This window comes from Pseudoalteromonas prydzensis (assembly GCF_001661495.1).
In the GTDB taxonomy this organism is placed as follows: domain Bacteria; phylum Pseudomonadota; class Gammaproteobacteria; order Enterobacterales; family Alteromonadaceae; genus Pseudoalteromonas; species Pseudoalteromonas prydzensis.
This window is the reverse complement of the sequence record NZ_BDDT01000007.1, coordinates 56182-79315: the sequence shown is the minus strand read 5'-3', so window position 1 is coordinate 79315 and position 23134 is coordinate 56182. Positions and strand designations below refer to the sequence as shown.

Genomic DNA, 23134 nt, shown 5'->3' with positions numbered 1-23134 from the left:
TTATTTTTTAATAAAAAACTGTAACAATTCGTTAAAAAACCCCACTTAAACAAGTTTTTAACAGCAATATAACAACATTTTAAAACACATCGGACAAGATACACCAAAAACCCAATTGCAATTAATTATCATTTGTGTTGACTTGATTCTAAAGGGTAATTAGACTGAGCAACAAGATTCAGTTAAGGGAGTGAAGCTGTGGAAATAGCATTAATTATTGCTGCATTAGCTTTTTGTGGCGTCAGTGTGTATTGCTTTTGCAAGGCTAATTTTTGCGCCTGCACCAGAGCTGGCAACTGCGATAACCCTGTAAATCATTATTGGTTAGGCGCTATTATTTGTGCTTCGGCGGCATTATTGTGTTGTTGCGCTGCATTACATACAGAAAATGGTACTTTATTGTGGATGATCTTAATGACCAGTTGCTTTAGCGGGGCATTACTTTCAGCGAAACACTCTGCAAAAAATCGCTGCACTAAATCAATAACCAAACAGCCTAAACCAGCAGATGCTCTTTTAACAAACGAGCCAAATTAAGCTGGTAATCTAACGGTTTTATACTGGCGACGATTTTTAAATCATGCTCAGCCGAGGTTAAATCAACGTCTTTAGCAGTAACGTGGTGTTTATGCTTGGCATTATAAAAAACTTTTACTTTCGGTTGAATCGGGTTTTGATGATTGCCCTCTGTCACTAACGCCAACCGTTCATTGGTTAGTTTCACAATGGTGCCCACAGGGTGCACACCTAAGCATTTGATGAAACGCTGTACCAACTCACTATCAAACATCTGTTTATTCGCCAATAAATAACGCAATGCATTAATTGGCTCATCACCTAATTGATGTGGCCTGTCCGCAGTCATCGCGTCATACACATCAACAATGGCCATAATACGCGCAGGACGACTGAGTTTTTCTCCCTGCAAACCACGCGGATAACCACTGCCATCAAGACGCTCATGGTGATTGACTATCATATCAAGCATCAATGGGGTAATACCCTTCTCGCCTTTTACTAACCCTAAGCTTTGCGCAACATGCTTTTTAATCGCTTGCATCTCAAGCTTATTCACCTTTTCAGGCTTGGAAAAAATTCCTTGTGGTAACTTAGCTTGACCTAAATCATGCAGTAATGCTCCCATGGCAAGCTCATGCACAATATTTTCTTTATAACCTAAATACTTAGCAAACACAGTAACAAAAATGGCGCAGTTGGTCATATGTCGCCAATTGTACATATGTTTATCTTTAAGACGGGTCAAAATAGTCATTGCGTTATGGTTACGAAATACCGAAGACACGATATCTTTGGCAATATCATCAAGCAATGCGATATTCATTTTTAAACCTGAAGTAACATCACCATATAAGCTTTGTAAATTACGATTATGTTGATCATAGCTGACAGTCGCTTTAGCAAACTCTTGTTCAACTGAGATAATTTTTTTTATTTTTGCTTTTTTGGGCTTAATGTCAGCTTTAGTAACAAGCTCAGCATCAGGTTTAAGCTGGTATTTGGTAGGAACACTTACATCACTTTGGGTAAAATCTATCAGCAGCTCTTGCACCCCTTCGGACATTAAGCGTTTGATAATCGATTTATCGCGAACTAAGCCACGAGTTTTGATTTTTATACTATCAACACCCTCAAATTGCTTGCTAACACTATCAACAAACATGCCTGGTACGAGTTCAGAAATTGGCAGGGTAATAAGCATATAAAGTGATTAATTCATTTCAAACAATAATAGTTACTGATTATCAACGATCCACTACAAATGTCTATAACAAAAGTAACGAATACGAAATAAGGATTAAAGTCGGCGAGTTGGCGAGTAGATCTAGGTCCTAGCGGCTAGGACCTAGTAGCTAGTAGCTAACACATTACTCTTGGAAGTAAGTGCCCCAACCGTCGTATTCTACGTCGGTATCTATAGCGAGTTGCGCAAGTTTATCAACGTCTTCCATGATTACGTCAACATCAAGCTCAGCTTCAACAACTATGTCAAAACCCCAAATTTTACTACCATCTTCAAGCTCAAGTTCAGCTGGCTCTTCAACATCATAGCCAAGTTTAAACGCAGCTAATGCAGCTTGTTCAAGCTTTACGAAGTCTTCGCAAACAAAGTGGTGTTCAACTTCATAAAGGATCTCTGGATCAGAGCCATCTTCTAATAACGAAGTTACGATGTCTTCACTAATTTCACGCCAATTTTCCATTACTTTTCTCTCACTTGAGCATCTAATTCAGTTATTCTAGCAGCCATTATGCTATGAATACGCGTTGCGTGTTCACGCGCCCCGATTGTTTTATCAAGCGGCTGTGGTGCTAACATGTCGATGTAGATTATACCATTGTCCCAACGATTTAGTTTAATGGTTTTATGTGTGGTGCTCATACAAACTGGCACTACAGGCACACCTGCATTTAATGCAGTGTGAAAAGCGCCGGTTTTAAATGGCAGTAAGCCACGGCCATAACTACGCGTTCCTTCAGGAAACATCCAGACCGATAGGCCTTTTTGCCTTATTTTATCGGCTGATTTAGAAATAGTTCCTGCCGCTTTCGAACGATTACCACGGTCAATTAAAATATTGCCCGATAACCAATATAACTGACCAAAAAACGGGATCCACTTGAGGCTTTTTTTACCTAAACTAACGCAATTTTTAGGTACTACGGCCGGTAAAGTAAAAATATCATAGTTATTTTGGTGGTTTGCAACATACACCGCTGGGCCACATTCTAATGCGTCCGGGTGGCGTGTAATGACAAGTTTTACCCCGAGCATGTTAGCCATTGAGCCAAACCAACTGGATACAATATGTACATTATTTATATGAAAAGGTTTTACTAAACAAAGAAGTAAACCAAATATACAGCTTAGTAAAATAAATAGTGCCATGATCAAAATACGAATAATAGCTAACAAAAAACACACTCCAAAAATAATAACGCCAGCATTATAGCGTTATTTTAGTTGCTAAACGAGCGTTTAGCGCACACTTGTAAGCTTAAACTAATTTCTTACTTAAAAACAAACGGCCTGCAAAAGCAGGCCGTTTAATTTTAGTGACAATTAGTTAAATGTTACTCTGTTTCTGTTGGCTCAATCTCATCATCAATGACGGTTAGCTCAACCACCGCTTCATCAACGCGTTGTAAACCACGAGGCAGTTTATTACCACGACGGCCTCGTTCACCATGATAGTGCTCTAAATCGCTTGGTTTAAGGGTGAGCTTACGCTTGCCCGCATGCAAGGTCACACTCGTCCCCTCTGGCACCACCGCCAGCACTTTTACAAACTCTTCACGTGCTTGTACTTTAGCGCTTGGGATCGAGATAATCTTATTGCCCTTACCTTTACCAAGTTTAGGTAGATCACGTAATGGGAATAACAACATGCGCCCTTCGTTCGAAATAGCCATACAGTAATCGTTAGCTACGTCATTCACCCTGATCGGTGCCAATAAATGGCCACCTTTTGGTACACTGACTAATGCTTTGCCGTTTTTATTTTTGCTGACTAAATCAACAAAATCAGTAATAAAGCCGTAACCCGCATCCGATGCCATCAGCAACACTTGCTTATCTTCGCCCATTACGACATGCTCAAAATTAGCACCTGCGGTGAGGTTAAAGCGCCCTGTCATTGGCTCACCTTGGCTTCGTGCCGACGGTAAACCATGCGCATCGGTGGCAAACGCACGCCCTGCTGAATCTAAGAACACCGCTGGTTGATTACTCTTACCACGGGCAGAGGCTTTATAGGCATCACCTGCTCGATAACTAAGCCCTTCAACATCTAAGTCATGGCCTTTACCAACCCGCGCCCAGCCTTTTTCTGATAGCACCACGGTTACAGATTCTGATGGGATCAAATCTTTTTCGCTTAATGCTTTTGCTTCAAGACGCTCTACAATCGGAGAGCGACGATCATCGCCATATAACTCAGCGGCTTCTTGAATTTCTTTTTTCAATAACGTCGACATACGACGATCAGAGCCTAACGTTTGCTGTAATTTATCACGCTCTTTGGCAAGCTCATCTTGCTCACCACGAATTTTAAACTCTTCTAACTTAGCTAAGTGACGTAGTTTTAATTCAAGGATTGCTTCGGCTTGGATATCGGTGATCCCAAAGCGCTCCATCAGCACAGGCTTTGGCTTGTCTTCACTACGAATAATTTCAATAACTTCGTCGATATTTAAAAAGGCTGCGAGTAAACCTTCTAAAATATGTAAACGAGCCAACACTTTATCTAAACGATATTGCAATCGGCGGCGTACTGTTTCACGGCGGAACACCAGCCACTCAGTTAAAATAGTGCGTAAATTTTTTACCTGCGGACGGCCATCAAGGCCAAGCATATTTATATTAACGCGATAATTTTTTTCCAAGTCTGTAGTGGCAAATAAGTGCGCCATTAACGGCTCCACTTTAATGCGATTAGAACGAGGAATGATCACGATGCGGGTTGGATTTTCGTGATCTGATTCATCACGTAGATCAGCAACCATAGGCAGCTTTTTCGCATTCATTTGCGCCGCAATTTGCTCTAAAACTTTACCACCTGAACACTGATGTGGCAGCGCAGTGATAACGATATCGCCATGCTCTTCAGTATAGATAGCACGCATTTTTATCGAACCTCGGCCGGTTTCATAAATTTTACGAATATCAGCTTTTGAGGTAATGATTTCCGCTTCTGTTGGGTAATCAGGCGCTTGTACATGCTCAAGCAATTGATCTAAATCAGCTTTAGGGCTATCTAGTAATAAGCAACAGGCACTGGCGACTTCGCGTACGTTATGAGGTGGAATGTCCGTTGCCATACCAACAGCGATACCTGTAATACCATTGAGTAAAATATGTGGTAAGCGTGAAGGCAGTACTTGTGGCTCGTCCATGGTGCCATCAAAGTTTGGCGTCCAATCAACGGTGCCTTGGCCAAGTTCTTTTAACAGTACTTCTGAGAACTTAGATAAACGCGCTTCGGTATAACGCATGGCTGCAAATGACTTTGGATCATCCGCCGCACCCCAGTTCCCTTGCCCATCGACTAATGGGTAGCGATAGGAAAATGGTTGCGCCATTAATACCATCGCTTCGTAACAGGCGCTATCACCATGTGGGTGATATTTACCTAATACATCACCGACAGTACGGGCCGATTTTTTATATTTAGCTGCCGCAGATAAACCCAGTTCACTCATCGCGTAAATAATACGACGTTGTACGGGTTTTAGGCCATCACCAATATGCGGCAATGCTCTATCCATGATCACATACATGGAATAGTTTAAATAGGCGTCTTCGGTAAAACGTCCCATTGTTTGTTGTTCAATTCCTTGCATTAGCAAGGTATCTGTATCACTCATCAAAGCCTACCTAATTTTTTTTATAGCTTACACGGTAGATCACATTGGCATAATCATCGGAGATCAATAAGCTGCCATCGGCAAGTTCTGCAAAAGCAACCGGACGACCCAATGTTTCTTCGTTTTTCATAAAGCCCGTAATAAACGGCGTGTATTTTATCACACGTCCTTGCTCAATGGTGGCAACTGCCACTTTATATCCAGATTTTTTACTGCGGTTCCACGAACCGTGCTCAGCCACAAAAAGTTGCTGTTTATAATTAGCCGGAAATTGCTTACCGTTATAAAAATGAATGCCAAGAGGCGCCACATGTGCGCCTAATGCTAAAGCTGGTGCACTGTAATCAGCAATATTCTTACCTTTACCAAATTCAGGGTCTAAAATCGCACCTGCATGTACGTACGGGAAACCAAAATGCTCGCCTTCCACCGTTAAACGGTTTAACTCATCAGGAGGTAAATCATCGCCCATCATATCTCGGCCATTGTCGCTAAACCACATTACCTGCGTACTTGGGTGGAAATCAAAGCCCACAGAGTTACGCACGCCTTGAGCTAACGTGGTCATTTGTTTGGTATTTACATCCAATGAAAAAATACGACCGAAGCGTTCATCTTCGCTGCAGATATTACAGGGTACACCGACAGGAATAATCAACTCACCGGTTGGTGAAAAACGTAAAAACTTCCAACCGTGGTGACGCTCACTAGGCAACGCATCGTATACCACTTCATATTTTGGTGCTTTTAATTGCGTATCAATGTTTTTAAACCGAATAATACGGTGCACTTCACCGACATATAAATCCCCTTCTTTAATCGCTAAACCCGATGGCATGGTTAAGCCACTGGCAACAAGTATTTGTTTATCTGCAATGCCATCACTATTGTGATCAATTAACGCATATACATTACCTGCTTTACGCGAGCCAACATACACAATGCCTTTTTTAGATACAGCTAGTTGTCGTGCATTTTCTACGTCACTGGCGAATATGTTTATTGAAAAACCATCTGGAACACTCAGTTCTTGAATGATTTCTTTTGCTGCTAAGGGAGTACTTAGCAACCCTACCGCTAGTAGTGATATTAGTAATTTATTCATCGGTTTCTACCCTATTTCGGCCACGCTCTTTTGCTGCATAGAGCGCTTTATCTGCGTTTTTTAATAAATCTTTAAATGAGTGTAATTGCGCTCTTTTTTGCGCTACACCAAAACTTGCGGTGATTTTAATAACGTTTTCACCATCGTTTATTGGTGTTTTTTCTATATCACTTTTAATGCGATAAGCAATTTCCGTCGCTTCTACAAGGGGTGTATTATTTAGCACCACTAAAAACTCTTCGCCACCAATACGGCCAAGAATGTCATGTTCTCGAATTGCTCGCTGCGCTGTCTCTGTGATGCTTTTTAATACCAGATCCCCAGCAGGGTGGCCAAACTCATCATTGATACTTTTAAAGTGATCTAAGTCAAAAATTATCAAACAAAAGTTGTGATTATCGCTTTTTAGCTCTAACCACTGTGACTCGGCAAAATCCATAATTTTACGTCTATTTGCCACGCCAGTTAAAAAATCTGTATTCGCCAGCACACTAAACTTGCGTTTTAATCGATACTGTCGCCACGAAAACAATAACAACAATAAAAACAACAACAGCACGCTGAACATAATGGTATTTTGTAATGCTTGCTGCTGTTTAATTTCTTGTAAGGAAAACTCGTTTAGCTCTTTATCTTTTTTAAGTAACTGCTTTTCTAATTTAACTTGTTTAATATCAAATTCTACTTTATGGCGTGAACGAGCTATCTCTCGAACCTTATTATAGTGCTGTTCATTTAACGCGATAAAATCTTGTTGATACTTATAAGCTAACCGGTAATCATTTTGCTGTACAGCCAGCTCTGTCTGTAAATTGGCCAGTTTTAATAGCGACGTAATACTATTTTCTATCGGTATTTGCTCAGACAGCAACTGCGCTTTTGCTAACGTTTTTGCAGCTTGATCCGTTAAATTTTGCGCAAGCTCAATTGCCGCTTGAATATATAAGTGATTTGCAATGTTCGCGACATCTTCAAGCTTATCGAAATACTGGCTACTAAGTGAAAGATAATGATTTGCTTGCGCTATATCTTGCTCTAACAAATACGCTTCAGCCAAGATTATATAACCGTAGTACACTAAGTTTTCATTTGCTACTTGGCCGGCCATTGCGAGCATTTTTTGGCTGCTAGCAATGGCTTCTTGGCCACGTTTCATTTTTAAATATATTTTAGCTGAGTGGAAGTACGACACTAAGCTATCAAACATTAAGTCATTTTTTAAAAAATAGGCCAATGCCTTTAGTTGCAATTCCAGCGCTTTGTCGTAATCAAATAAATACTCATACGATTTAGCCATGGTTGATTCAATATAGGCTAAATCGAGTAAGTCACCGCTGCGTTTAATAATCTCATAGCTTTTATAAAAATAGTCTAATGCTTTAATATCATCATGATTATAAACATAAAAGCTTGCTAACGCGCCGTAAACTTTACTTTTTAGCTTTTCATTTTCTAGTTGTTCGACTTGCTGCTCAGCAGTATTTAAAATCGCTAACGATTTATCAGCCTGACCCGAATAGCTATAAATAGTGGATTTAATTAAATAGTAACGGATCAGTGATTCATTATTTAATACGGTCAGCTCATTGGCGAGCAGCCTCTCCAGCGCGATAGCTTTACTCAATTCCCCCAGTAATAAGTAATTATCGGCCAAATGAAGTTGCAATTCGCTGCGCTGTATGGCCGATAAGTGAGTACTGTGTTGTTTTATTAAATGCTCTAAAAATTCAGCGGCATGGCCTGGGTCTTGAATACTTTTTTTATGAGCAAGCTCTAACTGTGTAGTTAACCATTTTGCATCCAGTACCGGCTGCTGTGCTGCGTTTAAAGTAGCGCAATATAAATACAAGCAGGCAAAAAAGCTGAGCAATGAAACACGCGAGTGTAAATAATTAAAACACCTTCCTTGTTGTATTTGCATATTTACACCCTGGTTTTATTACACTTGAGCACGATTTCCATGATCTTCTAACCATTGACGACGATCTGATGAACGCTTTTTCGCAAGCAACATATCCATCATTTCCATGGTTTCAACTTCATCTTCCAATGTTAGCTGTACTAAGCGACGCGTATTTGGGTCCATAGTCGTTTCACGCAATTGCAATGGGTTCATTTCACCCAAGCCTTTAAAGCGCTGTACATTCACTTTGCCACGTTTTTTCTCTGCTTCGATGCGCGCTAAAATGCCCGATTTTTCATCTTCATCCAGCGCATAATAAACGTCTTTACCAATGTCGATTCTAAATAATGGAGGCATAGCAACATACACATGCCCGCTTTTCACTAAAGTTGGAAAATGACGCACAAACAAGGCGCATAGTAAGGTTGCAATATGTAGCCCATCGGAGTCAGCATCCGCTAAGATACAAATTTTATTATAGCGTAAAGAAGAAATATCATCTGAATCAGGATCAATTCCCAGTGCCACTGAAATATCGTGCACTTCTTGTGATGCTAAAATTTGCCCTGATTCAACTTCCCAGGTATTCAAAATTTTACCACGTAGCGGCATTATGGCCTGAAACTCACGATCGCGAGCTTGTTTGGCTGAGCCACCCGCTGAGTCACCTTCCACTAAAAACAGTTCGGTGCGGTCATTATCAGCAGCACTACAATCGGTTAGTTTTCCAGGCAAGGCTGGACCTGCTGTAACTCGCTTACGCACCACTTTTTTAGCTGCACGTAAACGCTTTTGGGCATTTGATATACATAATTCAGAGAGTAACTCAGCAGTGTCGGTATGTTCGTTCAGCCATAAGCTAAATGAATCTTTCACAACCCCAGATACAAATGCTGAACACGAACGCGACGAGAGTTTTTCTTTGGTTTGACCGGCAAATTGTGGATCTTGCATTTTCACCGATAAAACATAGCTACAGCGTTCCCAAATATCATCTGGGGTGAGCTTAACGCCACGCGGCAATAAGTTACGAAACTCACAAAACTCACGCATTGCTTCAAGTAACCCTTGGCGCAGACCATTAACATGGGTACCACCTTGCGCTGTCGGTATTAAGTTCACATAACTTTCAGCGATAGATTCGCCGCCCTCTGGTAACCATACAACAGCCCAGTCAGCGCCTTCGGTTGAACTTGAAAATTCACCAGTAAAAGGGTCTTGTGGTAAAACTTCGTAGCCTTTAACGGCTTCGTTTAAGTAATCTTTTAAACCCGTTTCGTAATACCATTCTTGGGTTTCTTTGGTTTGCTTGTTGGTAAACTTAATACGTAAACCTGGGCATAATACAGCCTTGGCTTTAAGCAAATGATGCAGTTTCAGTAATGAAAAGTTAGCTGAATCAAAATAGCTGGCATCCGGCCAAAAACGTACGGTAGTACCGGTATTTCGCTTACCGACTGTGCCAATAACGTTTAAGTCTTCAACTTTATCGCCATTTTCAAATGCCATCATGTATTGCTGTGCATCACGGCGCACAACAACTTCAACCCGGGTGGATAATGCATTTACAACAGAGATACCAACTCCGTGCAAACCACCAGAAAACTGGTAATTTTTATTAGAGAATTTACCACCGGCATGCAGTTTAGTGAAAATTAGCTCAACCCCTGGAATACCTTCTTCAGGGTGAATATCGATGGGCATACCACGACCATCATCACTGACTTCAAGTGAGTTATCTTCATGTAAAATAACATCAATTTTTGTGGCATGACCAGCCATGGCTTCATCGACACTGTTATCAATAACCTCTTGTCCTAAATGATTAGGGCGAGTGGTGTCGGTGTACATGCCTGGACGGCGTTTAACAGGTTCTAACCCATTTAATACTTCAATGGCTTCGGCGTTATAATTTTGCTGACTCATAGTTTTTATCTTTTATGCGCTTAGCTATGTTTTACGTGATTTTAAGAAAATCTACAATACTAGCAATGGCGTCGTCAAAGCCAACAAAGCTATGATCACCACCAAATTCAATCCGTTGCTTGCATTGTGAATAATATTTAACGGCCTGCTGATAATCCAATACTTCATCGCCTGTTTGCTGTAGTAAATACAGTAATGATGGGCGCTTTAAGTAGGGTATCGACAGTGACTTTAACGCGTTAATATGACTATTATTGAGCTCGTAATGGCTATCCTGATAGGGATTATAGTTCGCCCCTAACAATGAACTCAATAACAAATAAGGCTTAACAGCAGGATTGATCAGCGCTGCTGGTAACTGATATTTTTGCGATAAATAAGTGGCGTAAAAACCACCTAAAGAACTGCCAAGTAATACCGTATTTGGCGTTAATAATTGTTCAATTTGAATTATCGCATGCAGCGGTTCATGACTTAATCGCGGCACACAATAATCAACGTCATAGTGTGCCATATACTCACCAAAGCGCACAGCTTTAAATGATTTTTCACTGCTATTAAAGCCATGAATATAAATTACTCGTTGAGCCATATTAGCTCCGAATCAACAGCCACTTCATCGCTTGACTTAGTTATCGTTAATAACCGATAGCCTGCGCCTAAATTTTGCTGCTGCCATTGCGCCGTGTTTTTAGTAAATTGCACTGAACTTGCAGGCGTTGCCACCACATCAATATTTCTGAATTGAAATTGGTAGTCATTATGAACATGACCGTGAAACAGATGCCTAACCTGCCCACTATTTTGTAATATGTTAAGCAATTGCGGGCCATTTTCAAGCATGTGTTTATCTAAATAGCCATTGATTGGCAATGGATTATGATGGCAAAAAACCACACTCGGTAGCGATGTGCTTACTAATAATGTAGTGATTTCATTTAAATGCGCTTCACTGACCCACCCTGCAGGCGTGGGTCCTTTGGAATTAATAAGTAACACTTCAAAGTCATTGGCAATTAACCGTTTAGCATTACTTATTTGCCCGCTTGAAATGTGTTGCAAGGCAGCTAGTTCATCGTGATTACCTGGCACCCAAAATACCTGACAGGTGAGCGCTGAATCAGCTATCAACTGAGCAAATAGTCGATATGATGCCATACTGTGATCTTGAGTTAGATCACCACCAAAGATCACGGCATCTAATGACTGCTCTGCCATGTGCGCCAACACACAAGAAAAGTGCTCTGCCGTATTAACCCCAAAATACTCCCCTTGTGGGTCGGCAAATAAATGGCAATCGGTTATATGCGCTAAACGTAGTTGACCGCTATTGAAAATAGCATATTGATCAAACCAAGCCATTATTCACATCCCAATTAAGGACCGCTCGGCCACTGTCAACACACGCCACTAACCAATCGTACAAGAATGCATTGAGTTGATATTTTTCGTCTTTTTGATGCATTTGCGGATTCGGGTAGCCATACGATGGTTTAATTCTTTGATGATAGTCATGGTGAATTATTTCAGCCACTTTTGCATCATGATACAAACGCACGGTTAAAAATAACGGATTAAAACCTTTTAACATCCCCGTTAATTGCGTGATAGAAATATCCATAGTGTACTTTGCACAACCATCCACTTTAATTGCAAACTGATTATTACCTAATTGCACTTGTCGAGTGCTACCTTGTTTGCGCTCATTAGGCAGCAACTTTAACGCGCGTAAGTAGTTATGCTCACATAACGTCAAGTATTTTGGAAGACTTTGAATATATCGTTGTTTCACTGCAAGTGCTGTCACGTTACCGCCATAAAATTAGAAGTTAAGGGTAGTCTATTTATTCATTATACGTTCGCGATTAAGCGCTAACCACTGTAATGAAATAACCGTAGCAGCATTATCTATTTCACCGCTTGCTAAACGTGCCATCGCCTCATTAAAACTGATGATATGTGTTTTTATATCTTCGCCTTCGGTTTCAAGCCCATAAACACCACTTTGCAGCTGGCTTAAATCCGTAACAGCAAGGTAAAGGTGCAGCCGTTCGGTAGTACCGCCAGGACTTGAAAGATACGATAACATAAATTCCAGCTCTTGCAGCTCTAGTCCAGCTTCCTCTAGTGCCTCGCGTTTGACGACGGCTTCATAATCAGTACAGCCATCCGTCATACCGGCTATACACTCTAACAACCATGGCGACTGTTTGCTCTTTATCGCACCGATGCGAATTTGTTCTATCAGTAACAGGTTATCTGAGTGAGGATCATACGGTAAAACTGCCACAGCGTCACCGCGCTCTAGTATCTCACGGCTTATCGTTGCGGATTGCCCACCGGCAAATAATGCATGCTCAAACTGATATAAATTTATTTTAAAGAAGCCGCTGTAAAGATTTTTTACTGGTGCAATGGTTACATCATTTTTGGTAAATTTAGCTATGACTTTGTCGGTCATTCATCTTCCTCATTTAGTTTTTTAACTCAAAAAGTTTGTGCTTTATTATATTCTGTTACACTTGTTTACGCTGTTTTACGCAATTTTTTTTTTGTTATTAAGTAAAACAGGTTACCATGCTTTTAGAACGAAAATTGTCTAAGGACTGAACGAATAATGAAAAAGAACATCCTTGCTGCGCTGATCGGCTTATCTTGCGCATTAACTGCTACAGCATCAAATGCTGAAGACTTATTACAAGTTTATGAAATTGCAACAGCTAACGATCCGACTGTGTTAAAAGCAAAAGCGCAAGCCGACGCACAAGCTTATAACAGCGACCGCGCGATGAGTACATTGTTACCACAAATCAATTTCTCTATGGGTTATGACAAAACCGACAGCTCATCATATACAGGTACTGATGCTGCGGGTTACGTTCATACTGACACAGATTCGGATTCATTTAATCGTGGACTGACACTAACTCAAACTCTTTTTGATTTAGGCGCATGGAATTCATTAGGCATCGCAGACAAACAAGCATTGCAAGCCACTGCTCAGTACGACTTTGCAAAACAAGATCTTATTGTTCGTGTTGCTGAAGGCTACTTCAATGTATTAAGCGCGATTGATAATTTAGAATTTGTACAATCTGAAAAACGTGCAATCGAGCGTCAACTTGAACAAACAAAGCAACGTTACGCTGTAGGCTTAACTGCAATTACCGACGTACATGAAGCACAGGCGCAGTACGATAACTCTGTAGCTCGTGAAATCGTGGCTAAAAATGGCGTTGAAACAGCCCGTGAACAGCTTCGTGAAATCACCGGTAAATACCACGCTAAGCTTGATATGTTAAATACTGAGACCTTCTCTACAGTAAAACCTTCTAAGCAATCTACTGATTACATTAAGCTTGCAGAAGAAAACAACTTAAATCTGCAAGTATCTAAAGTCACTGTTGATATCGCTAAAGATCAAATCGATTTAGCGCAAGCAGGTCATTATCCTAAGCTGACTTTAGACGCCAGTTATGGTGATACATTATCTGATACAAATAGAAACACAGCACGTCCACGTGGCGATACTACCAAGATTGGTATTAACTTTAGTGTGCCTATTTATTCTGGTGGTGCAACCACAGCAGCGACCGATCAAGCACGTGCGTTTTATGTAGCTGCAAGTGAAGACCTAGAAGCAAGCTTACGCGCTGTAACACGCAATACGATCACCTCTTATAATCAAGTGGTATCTGATATCGCTACTTTTAAAGCCCTTGAGCAAGCTGTGGTTTCTGCTGAAAGTGCATTAAAAGCCACTGAAGCAGGTTTTGAAGTGGGTACTCGTACTATTGTTGACGTCTTGATCAGCACACAAAACCTCTTTAATGCAAAACGTAACCTTGCAGATGTTCGCTATCGTTACGTCGTATCAACGCTTCGCTTAAAGCAAGCGGCGGGTACTTTAACTAGTGATGATTTACAAGCCATCAATCAAGGTTTAAAAGCAATCCAATAAAGATAAGCTTAACATTACTCATTTAAAAGCCAGCAACTTGCTGGCTTTTTTGTATTTTTTTATTCATCCAGTTAAACTAAGTTCTTTTCAAATATGAGATATTTCTGTGGTCAACTCTTCTGCATTTAAATGGTCTTTTCTAGGTCCGCGTTATTGGCTTACTTGGCTTGGTGTATTTATCTTATATACAGTGTCTTGGTTGCCGTCTAAGTTGCAATTATGGCTAGGTAAGCAGCTTGGTCGCTTAGTGCACCGCACTATGAAAAAACGTCGTCGCATTGCTGAGGTTAATATAAAACTATGCTTTCCTGATATGCCAGTTGAAAAGCAACGTGCACTAGTTAAACAGAATATGGAAAACACAGGTATTGCGACCCTTGAAACGGGTATGGCATGGTGGTGGCCAAATTGGCGAATAAAGCGCGTGTATGGTTCAGTGAAAGGGCTGGAACATTTTGCGCGGATCCAACAATCTGGGAAAGGCGTGCTATTGCTAGTTCCTCATATTCTACACCTAGAAATAGCCAGCCGTGTTATGGGCCTTAATCATCAAGGCATTGGCTTCTACCGCCCGCATAATAACCCGCTAATGGAGTTTTTTATGACCCGCGGTCGGTTGCGCTCGAATGAATATTTAATTGGCAAACGCGATGTAAAAGGCCTATTGAAGGCACTTAAAGCTAAAAAAGTCTGTTACTACTTGCCTGATCAAGACTATGGTCGAAAACGCTGTGAATTTGCGCCATTTTTTGCAGTCCCAGATGCGGCAACAACCACTGGCACCTTATTATTTTCAGCCAGCAAAAATTGCGAAACGGTCAGCTTAACCAGCCGTCGTGATGAACAAGGAAAATACCATTTAGAAGTACTGCCTGCACTGGAGAATTTCCCCAGCGGTGATAATAAAGCTGATGTCACCCGAGTTAACCAACGAATAGAGCAAGCAGTTAACGTTGCTCCCGAGCAATACATGTGGCTGCACAGACGCTTTAAAACACGTCCAGATATCGATGCCCCCTCTTATTACAAGTGACAACGCCGCTGTAATATGCTTTTATTAACAAATATAAATACAAGAGTATGAGTCATGTGGTTTTGGGTTAAGCATTTATCACTAGCTGTCATTTTAATTGCTGCAGCACTTTATTTTTTATTAGGCCATGGCCCTGTCATGGATATGAAAGATACAAAAAATGCCGCAGCGCAAGGCTTATCACGCTTTTATTCTTCATTACGTAACCAAGTTAATAAAGATAATGAACGCGATAAATACGTACTGAAGCTCCCTGCTCCTGATTTAAATATTGATGCAGCATTAACCGAGCGCGCTAAAGTGGTTGAACCTTCGTCACCAAATTGGACTGGGAAATTTATCCCGAGACGTTTTGAAAACGGCTCAACATTAAAAAAAGTGTTATCTGACTATGCACGCAATGAAGACATCGTATTGTATTGGTATTTAAGTAAAGATTATGTGGTAAAAGATCACTTTAGAGTGGATAGTGATTTCAACTCCACCCTTTACCAAGTCGGTCGCGCCATCAATGATGACTTTGAAAACGAGGTTTATACCTTCTTTTGCTTTAAGCAACGGGCAGCGGTGATCACTGAGCTGCCCTCTGAATATGTGCGCGAGAATTGCAAGCGACTAAGAAGTTAAGCAGTTAATTCAAAGACCTGCTGCCATGCATTGCTGACAAACCCGATATGTGTGGCAAACTCTTGTTTTGCAACACAACGTCCCTGCTGATCTAAGCTTAATACGTGGTAGCGAGAGCGATAGTCAATATAGGCTGCGATCAAGCCTTGCTTGGTTTCTTTACTAATACAACCAAGTCGAGCTGCATCGGTTAAAATTCTGACATTATCTGAATACGTTGTCAGCTCATCAAAGCGGTGCGCATTATTGAGCACTAAGTATTGCGTTAAAAACTCAATATCGGCAATGCCACCAGCATCTTGTTTTAAATCAAACTCAGTGTCATTGCCCTTCGCTAAGTGGGTGCGCATTTTTTCACGCATGGTGATCACATCTTCTTTGAGTTTTTGTGGATCACGCTGCTGGCACAAAATACCTAAGCGAATTTGCGCAAATCGCCGTTGCAATTCAGCTTGTCCAAAAATCATTCGTGAGCGAACCAAAGCCTGATGTTCCCACGTCCACGCTTGAGTTTGCTGGTAATGATTAAAGCTTTCTAAATTGATTGCCATTAACCCTGAAGCGCCTTCTGGGCGTAACCGAGTATCCAGTTCATATAAAATACCCGACGCAGTACGTGTATTAAATAAATGCATTAACCGCTGCGCCAGTTTTAGATAAAACTGACGTGAATCAATCGCTTTGCTGCCATTAGTTTGCTCTGAACCATCACTGTTATGCACAAAAACTAAATCGAGATCAGAATCATACCCCACCTCAAAGCCACCGGTTTTACCATATGCGATTACTGCAAAGCCCTTATGCTCATCATCAGTATTCGGTGGAGTCCCAAAGCGCTGCGCCATTTGTTGCCACGCAAGGTTAACAGCTTGCTCTACAATTGCTTCGGCCAATGCGGTTAGATGATCGCTTACTTTCATCACATCTAATACACCCGTCGCATCAGCGGCAGCGATACGTAACTGATGAGTTTGTTTAAATTGACGCAGTGCTTCCATTTGTTGCTCTAAATCCTCACTATCAATACGTAAAAAATAGTGTCGAATTTCATCTTTATACGCACTGAGCGGCGTAGGCTTATACAGCACCGCAGGGTCGATCAGCTCATCAAGTAAGATCGGGTAGCGGGAGATATGTTCGCCAATCCATTTACTATGACAGCACAATGAAACAAGCTGCTTTAATGCGCCAGGGTTTTCATACAATAATTCTAAATACGCCGTGCGTGAAATAACCTTGCTTAGTACTTGGCAAAGCATACTAAATACCTCGCCCGTTGCGTTGCTATCTGCAAGTTGCTTCAACATTAACGGCATCAATTTATCGAGGATATCGCGGCCACGGTGGCCAATTTTAGTTTTTGTTAATCGCGACCTAAAGTCTTCGAGCGGTATTTGCCAAGCATCATTTGGCTGCTCTAAGGCACTAATATCAGTATGCTCCCAGGCACTGATATACGCACTTTCACACGGATCGACAGGCTCACTTTCAAAACCAATAACTTGTTCAAACTCGCTATGTATGCCAGCCATTATGGTATTAATTGTGGTTAAAGTAGCGTTAAAGTCAGCTTGTGATAGTAAATAGTTTAATCGCTGTTGGTTGAGTTCATCATCTGGCAATGTTTGCGTTTGTTGATCGGTAAAAATCTGGAGATACTGCTCTACTCGTCTTAAAAATAAATAATTATGGCGGAGTAACTGCGCTTCATCTTCAGCAATAACTTGAATGTTCTCCAGCTCCGCCAGTGCTTTTAGCAACGACTGCGTTTGCAGATTGGCTTCTCGCCCGCCTCTTACCATTTGTAGTGCTTGCACCACAAATTCGACTTCACGAATTCCCCCTGCCCCTAATTTTATATTGTTAGTCAGGCGTTTACGGCGCACTTCTTGGGCAATCATTTGCTTCATTTTACGCAGCGATTCAATCACTGAAAAATCAATATAACGACGATACACAAACGGCTTTAAGAGCTGATAAAACTCATCACTATACTGAGTTTGCGGGCCAATTAACCGCCCTTTGAGCATAGCGTAACGCTCCCATTCCCGGCCTTGATCTTGATAATAATCTTCTATTGCGGTGAAGCTCATTACCAAAGGGCCGCTTTCGCCAAATGGCCGCAGTCGCATATCCACTCTAAATACTTGGCCATCAACAGTGACTTGATTAAGTGCCGCAATCAGCTTTTGCGCCACTTTAGTGTAAAACACTTGCGCTTCTAAAGAGCGACGTCCGCCTTGGGTTTTCACGCTACGTGGATAAGAAAAAATTAAATCGATATCTGACGAATAGTTTAATTCTTGGCCGCCTAATTTACCCATACCTAGGATCATCATCGCAAGCGGTTGTTGCAGCTCATCCAATGGTTGACCATTAACGATTGCAACCTGAGCAAACGCCCAATTATTGGCACTATTAATTAACTGATCAGCAAGCGCTGAAATATAGCCAATACTATCTGCAATGTCATTGCTGTAACATAAATCTAAACACGCTACTTTTAGCCAATAGCGCTCACGATAACGGCGTAAAATTTGATGACACTGTGCTTCGTCAACCTCGGACAAATTTAAATCTTGAAATGGATTTGGGCAATCACGTAAGTTCATTTGCGTATCGCAAAGTAACATCTCAATTAGCTGTGGTTGGGATTGCAAACAACGCCATGCAAAGTCACTCAAGCCAATTAAATTAATAACTAACTCACTTAGGGTGCGCTCAGGATAGAGCTGTGCGAAGCGCTCGCGACCAAGGGTGTTTAGTGCTGCTGGGAGTTGTTCGCCTACTGTCATCAAATACTCTCTTTTATATCCGTCGTAACCGTACTAGAATGATTAACATAATAATAACCACTCTAGGTTCTCAATGTCATATTTATCTTTATCTAACACTAGTTTACTCGCGATTGCTATCTGTTTTACGGTTATTTGCCTAGCTGTTATTTGTTTGCGTGTCGTAAGTCAGATCAAGGCTAAACAGGCTTTAAAAGAAGAGTTAGCCCAGCACGATAACTTTGCAATGGGGATTAGTTTTGCGTCAGAGATCAGCGTGGTGATCGCCACTATGGCGTTCTTATTTGACGAAATCAATATTAGCGCAGCCCAATCAAATCCGCTTAAGATGGTTGTATTGATAGTGCTTTTATTCACTTTTATCAAAGTAGGGCATCTAATACACCGAAAATGGATTTTGCATCGTTTTAACGAAGAGGCCGCCATCTTAAAGAAAAATGTCTGTGCGGCTTTAGTTGACTCCGGTATGTTGATCGCTAACTGTATTATTACATTAGGGCTTTATAGCTGGTCCCACACTCAAGGGTTTAGCAATTTACTCATCGCGTTTGTTAGCTTCTTTTTGCTGCAAGGAATTTTTGCTCTAGAGAGCAAGCTACGCGAATATCGCTTTGCTCGCGCGAATCAAGGGGCCTCATTACAGAATAACTTTAATTTAGAAAACACCTCAATCGGCATCCGTTATGCGGGGAAGTCTATCGGCCTTGCATTAGCTATCTATGCAGGCCTTGCCAGTGCCACTTTTCATAATGGTAAAATGGTCGAGAATTTATTCACATTAGCTTTACATTGCGGCACTATGTGGTTATTACTGTATTTATTAACGACTATAATCAAGTTCATTTCGCTGCCAAACATCGATACTGCACTTGAAATTGATCATCAAGATAATATTGGCGTAGCCTGCATTGAATTTGCTGTTTTCAGCGCGATAGGCTATTTACTAATAAGTATGTTTTCAATTTAAGCTTGGAAATATCCGAACACGTGGGGCCTTATGCCGTTTGAAGTAAATAATTTTCTACTGATCGACAACGACAGTGAATTCAGTCGGCAATTTACTGAGCACTACTTTGCTCAGCCACACGGAACCCGCCCCAGTACTCTAGTGGTTGCAGGGGCAAATACTCGTCAGTTAGTTAAGTTAATGTTTGATGAGCTAATTAAAGATTATTGCTACTGCGACTTTAGCAATGAAATTAGCGTGTCTGAACTGGCAAGCTACTTACATGAACATCATGATATTGCTGGCGTGTTGTTCAATGAAACGGATTATTTATTAGCTGATGATAAACAACGCTTTATATTCAACTCTTTACATTCTGTACGGTTTTTAATAAAAGAATTAGAAGGCGGTTACCAGTTTGAGCCTGTCGCCGATATAGCACAAAACAACCACCTGTCATGCCAAACTGAAATAGCTGAAACCCCACAAGATTTAGCTGCATTGTGTGAAAAGCTTAATAACTAATCTTACAACTCACACAATTAGTATTTGCACCAACGAGATGACTTACATACCATAACGCCATTAGCTATTTTTGTTGAAGGTCAGCATGCGAGTTCCTCATATATATCAAGCAAGTTCCATTGTAATAGCCACTCCACTGCAATTAGAGGATGATGCCGCAGGCCATATTGGTCGCGTATTACGGATGAAAGTTGGTGAGCATATTTCATTGTTCAATGGTGAAGGTGGCGAATACCTTTGCGAGCTCATTGAAGTCGGCAAAAAGTCAGTGGTGGCAATGCCGCTTAAATTTGATGACAAAGATGTTGAATCACCACTTAGCATCCACTTAGGGCAAGGGATTTCTCGTGGCGATAAAATGGACTTTACCATTCAAAAGTCGGTTGAATTAGGGATCACTGAAATCACGCCTATTTTTAGCCAGCGTTGTGGCGTTAAATTAAGTCCTGAGCGACTTGCAAAAAAACACCTACAATGGCAAAAAATAGCCATTGCTGCCGCCGAGCAATCAGGCCGCAATAGCATAACTACTATTCATCCACCGATTGATCTTAGTCAATGGCTTGCACAAGATAGTGATGAAATAAAACTGACTCTGCACCCTCGCGCCGAGCACAGCATCAAAACAATCCAAGTACCCAGTGCTGGAGTGCGCTTTTTAGTGGGCCCTGAAGGCGGCTTTACCGATGAAGAAATTGCGCAAACCAAACAGCAAGCATTTGTTGATATTCGCATTGGGCCACGTGTACTACGAACGGAAACTGCCGCTTTAACGGTCTTAAGTGCATTACAGCTGCAATTTGGTGATTTAGCTAATTGAAAATAACTAAACCACCCTCATATCAATAGCAATATATTCAGTAAGGCAACGAACATGGCAATTAAGTTAGGTATAATTTCAGATCCGATCAGCGGATTCAACATCAAAAAAGACACCGGGTTTGCAATGATGATGCAAGCCCAAAGCCGTGGCTATGAAATTTACTACATGGAAATGAATGATCTTTCATTACGTAAAGGTAAAGCCTACGCCACAGCCGCTAAAGCAACCGTGTTCGACGATACAAACCATTGGTATGAGCTTGAAGAAAAAGCCAGCATCGCACTTGCTGATTTAGATGTGATTTTAATGCGTAAAGATCCGCCATTTGATACTGAATACATTTATGCAACTTACATTTTAGAACGCGCCGAGCTTGAAGGCACACTTATTATTAATAAGCCACAGAGCCTACGTGATGCGAACGAAAAGTTATTCACCGCCTGGTTTAGTGAGCACACACCTGACACTTTAGTAACCCGCTGTAAGCACCAGATCCGCGCATTTTTGGCCGAGCATAAAGACATTATCCTAAAGCCTTTAGATGGCATGGGTGGTGCGTCTATTTTCCGCGTAAAAGAGGATGATGCCAATATTGGGGTTATTTGCGAAACCCTCACCGAGCACGGTAGCCGTTTTGCCATGGCACAGAATTATATCCCTGAAATCAAACAAGGCGATAAGCGCGTATTGGTAGTTGATGGTGAAGTGATCCCATATTGCCTTGCCCGTATCCCACAAAATGGTGAAACGCGCGGCAATTTAGCCGTTGGTGGCCGTGGTGAAGCACGACCAATCAGTGACTCAGACCGAAGAATAGCTGAAGCCGTGGCACCGACATTAAAAGCCAAAGGGCTAATTTTTGTTGGCCTAGATATTATTGGTGATAAGTTAACCGAAATTAACGTTACAGCACCTACGTGCGTGAAAGAAATTGAAGCCGCTTATGATATTTCAATTACAGGGCGCTTATTTGATGCCATTGAAAGAAAACTAAGCCATACTTAAATTTACTAACAATAAAGGGGTATCGTTATGCAATCATTAGAAAATCATTTTTTAATCGCAATGCCATCAATGCAAGACCCTTTTTTTAAACGTGCTGTCGCGTATATTTGTGAGCACAATGAAGACGGGGCTATGGGGCTGGTGATCAATCAGCCTATCAATATTACTGTCGGTGATTTACTCGACAAAATAGAGATTGATAACGACAAATCGACCCAAGCTGCCAGTGTGGCAGTGTTTGCTGGCGGGCCGGTAAAAACAGATCGTGGTTTTGTATTACATTCACCAAAATCCGGTTACAGCGCAAGCCAAGAACTCAGCAGCGAAATAATGATCACTACATCCAAAGATGTGCTGGCAAGTTTAACCACCGCTCAGGCGCCAGAACAGTTTATTATTACACTTGGCTATTCTGGTTGGGAACAAGGCCAACTTGAACAAGAATTACTGGAAAACGCTTGGCTAATTATAAAAGCCGACCCTGATATTATTTTTAACACTCCGATTGAGCAGCGCTGGGAAAAAGCAGTCGCGACACTCGGCTTTGATATTAGCCAATTAAGTTCAGAAGCTGGCCACGCATAAGCGTGGTCAGCCACCTATTTAACGCACAGAGATAACATGACTAAAAAACAACTAAAGCCCAAAGGTGAGCGTACCGTGATGGGCTTTGATTTTGGCACCACCAGCATTGGTGTTGCGATTGGCCAAGAGTTAACAGGTACCGCATCAAGTCTCACTGCGATTAAAGCAAAAGATGGCATCCCAAATTGGGATTTTATTAAAAAGCATGTCGATGAATGGCAACCTGATTTACTGGTGGTTGGATTACCACTCAATATGGATGGCACTAATCAAGAGGTTACTTTTAAAGCTAAAAAGTTTGCTAACCGCTTGCATAACCATTACGGGCTGCCTGTAGAGACTCAGGACGAGCGTTTAACCACAGCTGATGCCAAAGCACGTTTATTTGAACAAGGCGGTTACCGTAGCTTAGGCAAAGGCAATGTTGATAATATGTCGGCCGTGATTATTTTGGAAAGCTTTTTTGAGCAGGCTTACGGGTAATTGGTAAGTTAATGATCAACTGCTCAGTCAGT

The 23134-nt window shown here is 41.3% G+C and carries 22 protein-coding genes; 10 read left to right on the top strand and 12 right to left on the bottom strand.

From position 1 onward, the window contains the following. Nucleotides 1-198 precede the first annotated feature (198 nt). Nucleotides 199-537 (top strand): hypothetical protein, encoded by a 339-nt coding sequence (locus tag A7968_RS23620; protein ID WP_084448209.1) that lies wholly within the window; start codon nucleotides 199-201, stop codon nucleotides 535-537. On the opposite strand, the gene A7968_RS14060 is transcribed toward A7968_RS23620, so the two are convergent. From A7968_RS14060 to A7968_RS14010, 11 genes are all read right to left on the bottom strand, one after another. Next, complete coding sequence (locus A7968_RS14060; protein WP_064667209.1) at nucleotides 497-1720, bottom strand: HD-GYP domain-containing protein; 1224 nt, start codon at nucleotides 1718-1720, stop codon at nucleotides 497-499. The genes A7968_RS23620 and A7968_RS14060 overlap by 41 nt on opposite strands. A gap of 166 nt (nucleotides 1721-1886) precedes the next feature. Continuing rightward, a complete protein-coding gene (gene rraB / locus A7968_RS14055) occupies nucleotides 1887-2222 on the bottom strand; it encodes a ribonuclease E inhibitor RraB (protein WP_064667208.1) in 336 nt (111 codons plus the stop codon). Then, nucleotides 2222-2935 carry a 1-acylglycerol-3-phosphate O-acyltransferase gene (locus tag A7968_RS14050; protein ID WP_064667207.1) on the bottom strand — a complete coding sequence of 238 codons (714 nt, stop codon included), beginning with the start codon at nucleotides 2933-2935 and terminating at the stop codon, nucleotides 2222-2224. The genes rraB and A7968_RS14050 overlap by 1 nt, the downstream gene beginning before the upstream one ends. A gap of 158 nt (nucleotides 2936-3093) precedes the next feature. Beyond that, entirely contained in the window at nucleotides 3094-5385 is a 2292-nt protein-coding gene (gene parC / locus A7968_RS14045; protein ID WP_064667206.1) for a DNA topoisomerase IV subunit A, read from the bottom strand. 10 nt (nucleotides 5386-5395) lie between these two features. Continuing rightward, nucleotides 5396-6490 carry a PQQ-dependent sugar dehydrogenase gene (locus A7968_RS14040; protein WP_064667205.1) on the bottom strand — a complete coding sequence of 365 codons (1095 nt, stop codon included), beginning with the start codon at nucleotides 6488-6490 and terminating at the stop codon, nucleotides 5396-5398. After that, nucleotides 6483-8411 (bottom strand): diguanylate cyclase, encoded by a 1929-nt coding sequence (locus tag A7968_RS14035; RefSeq protein ID WP_064667204.1) that lies wholly within the window; start codon nucleotides 8409-8411, stop codon nucleotides 6483-6485. The genes A7968_RS14040 and A7968_RS14035 overlap by 8 nt, the downstream gene beginning before the upstream one ends. Nucleotides 8412-8429: 18 nt before the next feature. Continuing rightward, nucleotides 8430-10319 carry a DNA topoisomerase IV subunit B gene (parE, locus tag A7968_RS14030; RefSeq protein WP_064667203.1) on the bottom strand — a complete coding sequence of 630 codons (1890 nt, stop codon included), beginning with the start codon at nucleotides 10317-10319 and terminating at the stop codon, nucleotides 8430-8432. Nucleotides 10320-10350: 31 nt separating this feature from the next. Beyond that, nucleotides 10351-10911, bottom strand: coding sequence for a YqiA/YcfP family alpha/beta fold hydrolase (locus A7968_RS14025; RefSeq protein WP_064667202.1), 561 nt, complete (start codon nucleotides 10909-10911; stop codon nucleotides 10351-10353). Next, nucleotides 10896-11681 (bottom strand): metallophosphoesterase, encoded by a 786-nt coding sequence (locus A7968_RS14020; protein ID WP_064667201.1) that lies wholly within the window; start codon nucleotides 11679-11681, stop codon nucleotides 10896-10898. Before A7968_RS14020 ends, A7968_RS14025 begins: the two co-directional genes overlap by 16 nt. Further along, nucleotides 11668-12126, bottom strand: coding sequence for a DUF1249 domain-containing protein (locus A7968_RS14015; protein ID WP_064667200.1), 459 nt, complete (start codon nucleotides 12124-12126; stop codon nucleotides 11668-11670). The genes A7968_RS14020 and A7968_RS14015 overlap by 14 nt, the downstream gene beginning before the upstream one ends. Before the next feature lie 33 nt (nucleotides 12127-12159). After that, a complete protein-coding gene (locus A7968_RS14010; protein WP_064667199.1) occupies nucleotides 12160-12780 on the bottom strand; it encodes an NUDIX domain-containing protein in 621 nt (206 codons plus the stop codon). Between the two features lie 156 nt (nucleotides 12781-12936). Here A7968_RS14010 and tolC point away from each other — a divergent pair, with 156 nt between their 5' ends. From tolC to A7968_RS13995, 3 genes are all read left to right on the top strand, one after another. Beyond that, nucleotides 12937-14280, top strand: coding sequence for an outer membrane channel protein TolC (gene tolC, locus A7968_RS14005; protein WP_064667198.1), 1344 nt, complete (start codon nucleotides 12937-12939; stop codon nucleotides 14278-14280). 106 nt (nucleotides 14281-14386) lie between these two features. Next, entirely contained in the window at nucleotides 14387-15313 is a 927-nt protein-coding gene (gene lpxL, locus A7968_RS14000; protein ID WP_064667197.1) for an LpxL/LpxP family Kdo(2)-lipid IV(A) lauroyl/palmitoleoyl acyltransferase, read from the top strand. Nucleotides 15314-15367: 54 nt separating this feature from the next. Further along, nucleotides 15368-15940: a TcpQ domain-containing protein gene (locus tag A7968_RS13995; protein ID WP_064667196.1), complete on the top strand. Its 573-nt coding sequence runs from the start codon at nucleotides 15368-15370 to the stop codon at nucleotides 15938-15940. Here the strand turns inward: A7968_RS13995 and glnE are convergent. After that, on the bottom strand, nucleotides 15937-18735 hold the full coding sequence (gene glnE / locus A7968_RS13990; RefSeq protein ID WP_064667195.1) for a bifunctional [glutamate--ammonia ligase]-adenylyl-L-tyrosine phosphorylase/[glutamate--ammonia-ligase] adenylyltransferase: 2799 nt from the start codon (nucleotides 18733-18735) through the stop codon (nucleotides 15937-15939). The two genes, A7968_RS13995 and glnE, sit on opposite strands and share 4 nt — an antisense overlap. Nucleotides 18736-18808: 73 nt before the next feature. On the opposite strand from glnE, the gene A7968_RS13985 reads away from it, so the two are divergent. The 6 genes from A7968_RS13985 to ruvX all read left to right on the top strand — a co-directional run bounded on the left by A7968_RS13985 (nucleotide 18809) and on the right by ruvX (nucleotide 23102). Continuing rightward, nucleotides 18809-19702 carry a DUF350 domain-containing protein gene (locus A7968_RS13985; RefSeq protein WP_064667194.1) on the top strand — a complete coding sequence of 298 codons (894 nt, stop codon included), beginning with the start codon at nucleotides 18809-18811 and terminating at the stop codon, nucleotides 19700-19702. A 30-nt stretch (nucleotides 19703-19732) separates the two neighbouring features. Then, complete coding sequence (locus A7968_RS13980; RefSeq protein ID WP_064667193.1) at nucleotides 19733-20206, top strand: hypothetical protein; 474 nt, start codon at nucleotides 19733-19735, stop codon at nucleotides 20204-20206. 85 nt (nucleotides 20207-20291) lie between these two features. Then, nucleotides 20292-21026, top strand: coding sequence for a 16S rRNA (uracil(1498)-N(3))-methyltransferase (gene rsmE / locus A7968_RS13975; protein ID WP_064667192.1), 735 nt, complete (start codon nucleotides 20292-20294; stop codon nucleotides 21024-21026). Between the two features lie 54 nt (nucleotides 21027-21080). After that, nucleotides 21081-22034 carry a glutathione synthase gene (gene gshB, locus A7968_RS13970; RefSeq protein ID WP_064667191.1) on the top strand — a complete coding sequence of 318 codons (954 nt, stop codon included), beginning with the start codon at nucleotides 21081-21083 and terminating at the stop codon, nucleotides 22032-22034. 27 nt (nucleotides 22035-22061) lie between these two features. After that, complete coding sequence (locus tag A7968_RS13965; RefSeq protein ID WP_064667190.1) at nucleotides 22062-22619, top strand: YqgE/AlgH family protein; 558 nt, start codon at nucleotides 22062-22064, stop codon at nucleotides 22617-22619. 36 nt (nucleotides 22620-22655) lie between these two features. Further along, nucleotides 22656-23102: a Holliday junction resolvase RuvX gene (ruvX, locus tag A7968_RS13960; protein ID WP_064667189.1), complete on the top strand. Its 447-nt coding sequence runs from the start codon at nucleotides 22656-22658 to the stop codon at nucleotides 23100-23102. Nucleotides 23103-23134 lie beyond the last annotated feature (32 nt).

What these genes read in the sequence shown, in the direction of transcription:
- rsmE (WP_064667192.1), top strand. Translation starts at nt 20,292, where the DNA reads ATGCGAGTTCCTCATATATATCAAGCAAGTTCCATTGTAATAGCCACT.
- A7968_RS14010 (WP_064667199.1), bottom strand. Translation starts at nt 12,780, where the DNA reads ATGACCGACAAAGTCATAGCTAAATTTACCAAAAATGATGTAACCATT.
- ruvX (WP_064667189.1), top strand. Translation starts at nt 22,656, where the DNA reads ATGACTAAAAAACAACTAAAGCCCAAAGGTGAGCGTACCGTGATGGGC.
- A7968_RS14035 (WP_064667204.1), bottom strand. Translation starts at nt 8,411, where the DNA reads ATGCAAATACAACAAGGAAGGTGTTTTAATTATTTACACTCGCGTGTT.
- A7968_RS14020 (WP_064667201.1), bottom strand. Translation starts at nt 11,681, where the DNA reads ATGGCTTGGTTTGATCAATATGCTATTTTCAATAGCGGTCAACTACGT.
- A7968_RS13965 (WP_064667190.1), top strand. Translation starts at nt 22,062, where the DNA reads ATGCAATCATTAGAAAATCATTTTTTAATCGCAATGCCATCAATGCAA.
- A7968_RS14040 (WP_064667205.1), bottom strand. Translation starts at nt 6,490, where the DNA reads ATGAATAAATTACTAATATCACTACTAGCGGTAGGGTTGCTAAGTACT.
- A7968_RS13985 (WP_064667194.1), top strand. Translation starts at nt 18,809, where the DNA reads ATGTCATATTTATCTTTATCTAACACTAGTTTACTCGCGATTGCTATC.
- A7968_RS14025 (WP_064667202.1), bottom strand. Translation starts at nt 10,911, where the DNA reads ATGGCTCAACGAGTAATTTATATTCATGGCTTTAATAGCAGTGAAAAA.
- A7968_RS13980 (WP_064667193.1), top strand. Translation starts at nt 19,733, where the DNA reads ATGCCGTTTGAAGTAAATAATTTTCTACTGATCGACAACGACAGTGAA.
- A7968_RS14060 (WP_064667209.1), bottom strand. Translation starts at nt 1,720, where the DNA reads ATGCTTATTACCCTGCCAATTTCTGAACTCGTACCAGGCATGTTTGTT.
- glnE (WP_064667195.1), bottom strand. Translation starts at nt 18,735, where the DNA reads ATGACAGTAGGCGAACAACTCCCAGCAGCACTAAACACCCTTGGTCGC.
- gshB (WP_064667191.1), top strand. Translation starts at nt 21,081, where the DNA reads ATGGCAATTAAGTTAGGTATAATTTCAGATCCGATCAGCGGATTCAAC.
- tolC (WP_064667198.1), top strand. Translation starts at nt 12,937, where the DNA reads ATGAAAAAGAACATCCTTGCTGCGCTGATCGGCTTATCTTGCGCATTA.
- A7968_RS13995 (WP_064667196.1), top strand. Translation starts at nt 15,368, where the DNA reads ATGTGGTTTTGGGTTAAGCATTTATCACTAGCTGTCATTTTAATTGCT.
- rraB (WP_064667208.1), bottom strand. Translation starts at nt 2,222, where the DNA reads ATGGAAAATTGGCGTGAAATTAGTGAAGACATCGTAACTTCGTTATTA.
- parC (WP_064667206.1), bottom strand. Translation starts at nt 5,385, where the DNA reads ATGAGTGATACAGATACCTTGCTAATGCAAGGAATTGAACAACAAACA.
- parE (WP_064667203.1), bottom strand. Translation starts at nt 10,319, where the DNA reads ATGAGTCAGCAAAATTATAACGCCGAAGCCATTGAAGTATTAAATGGG.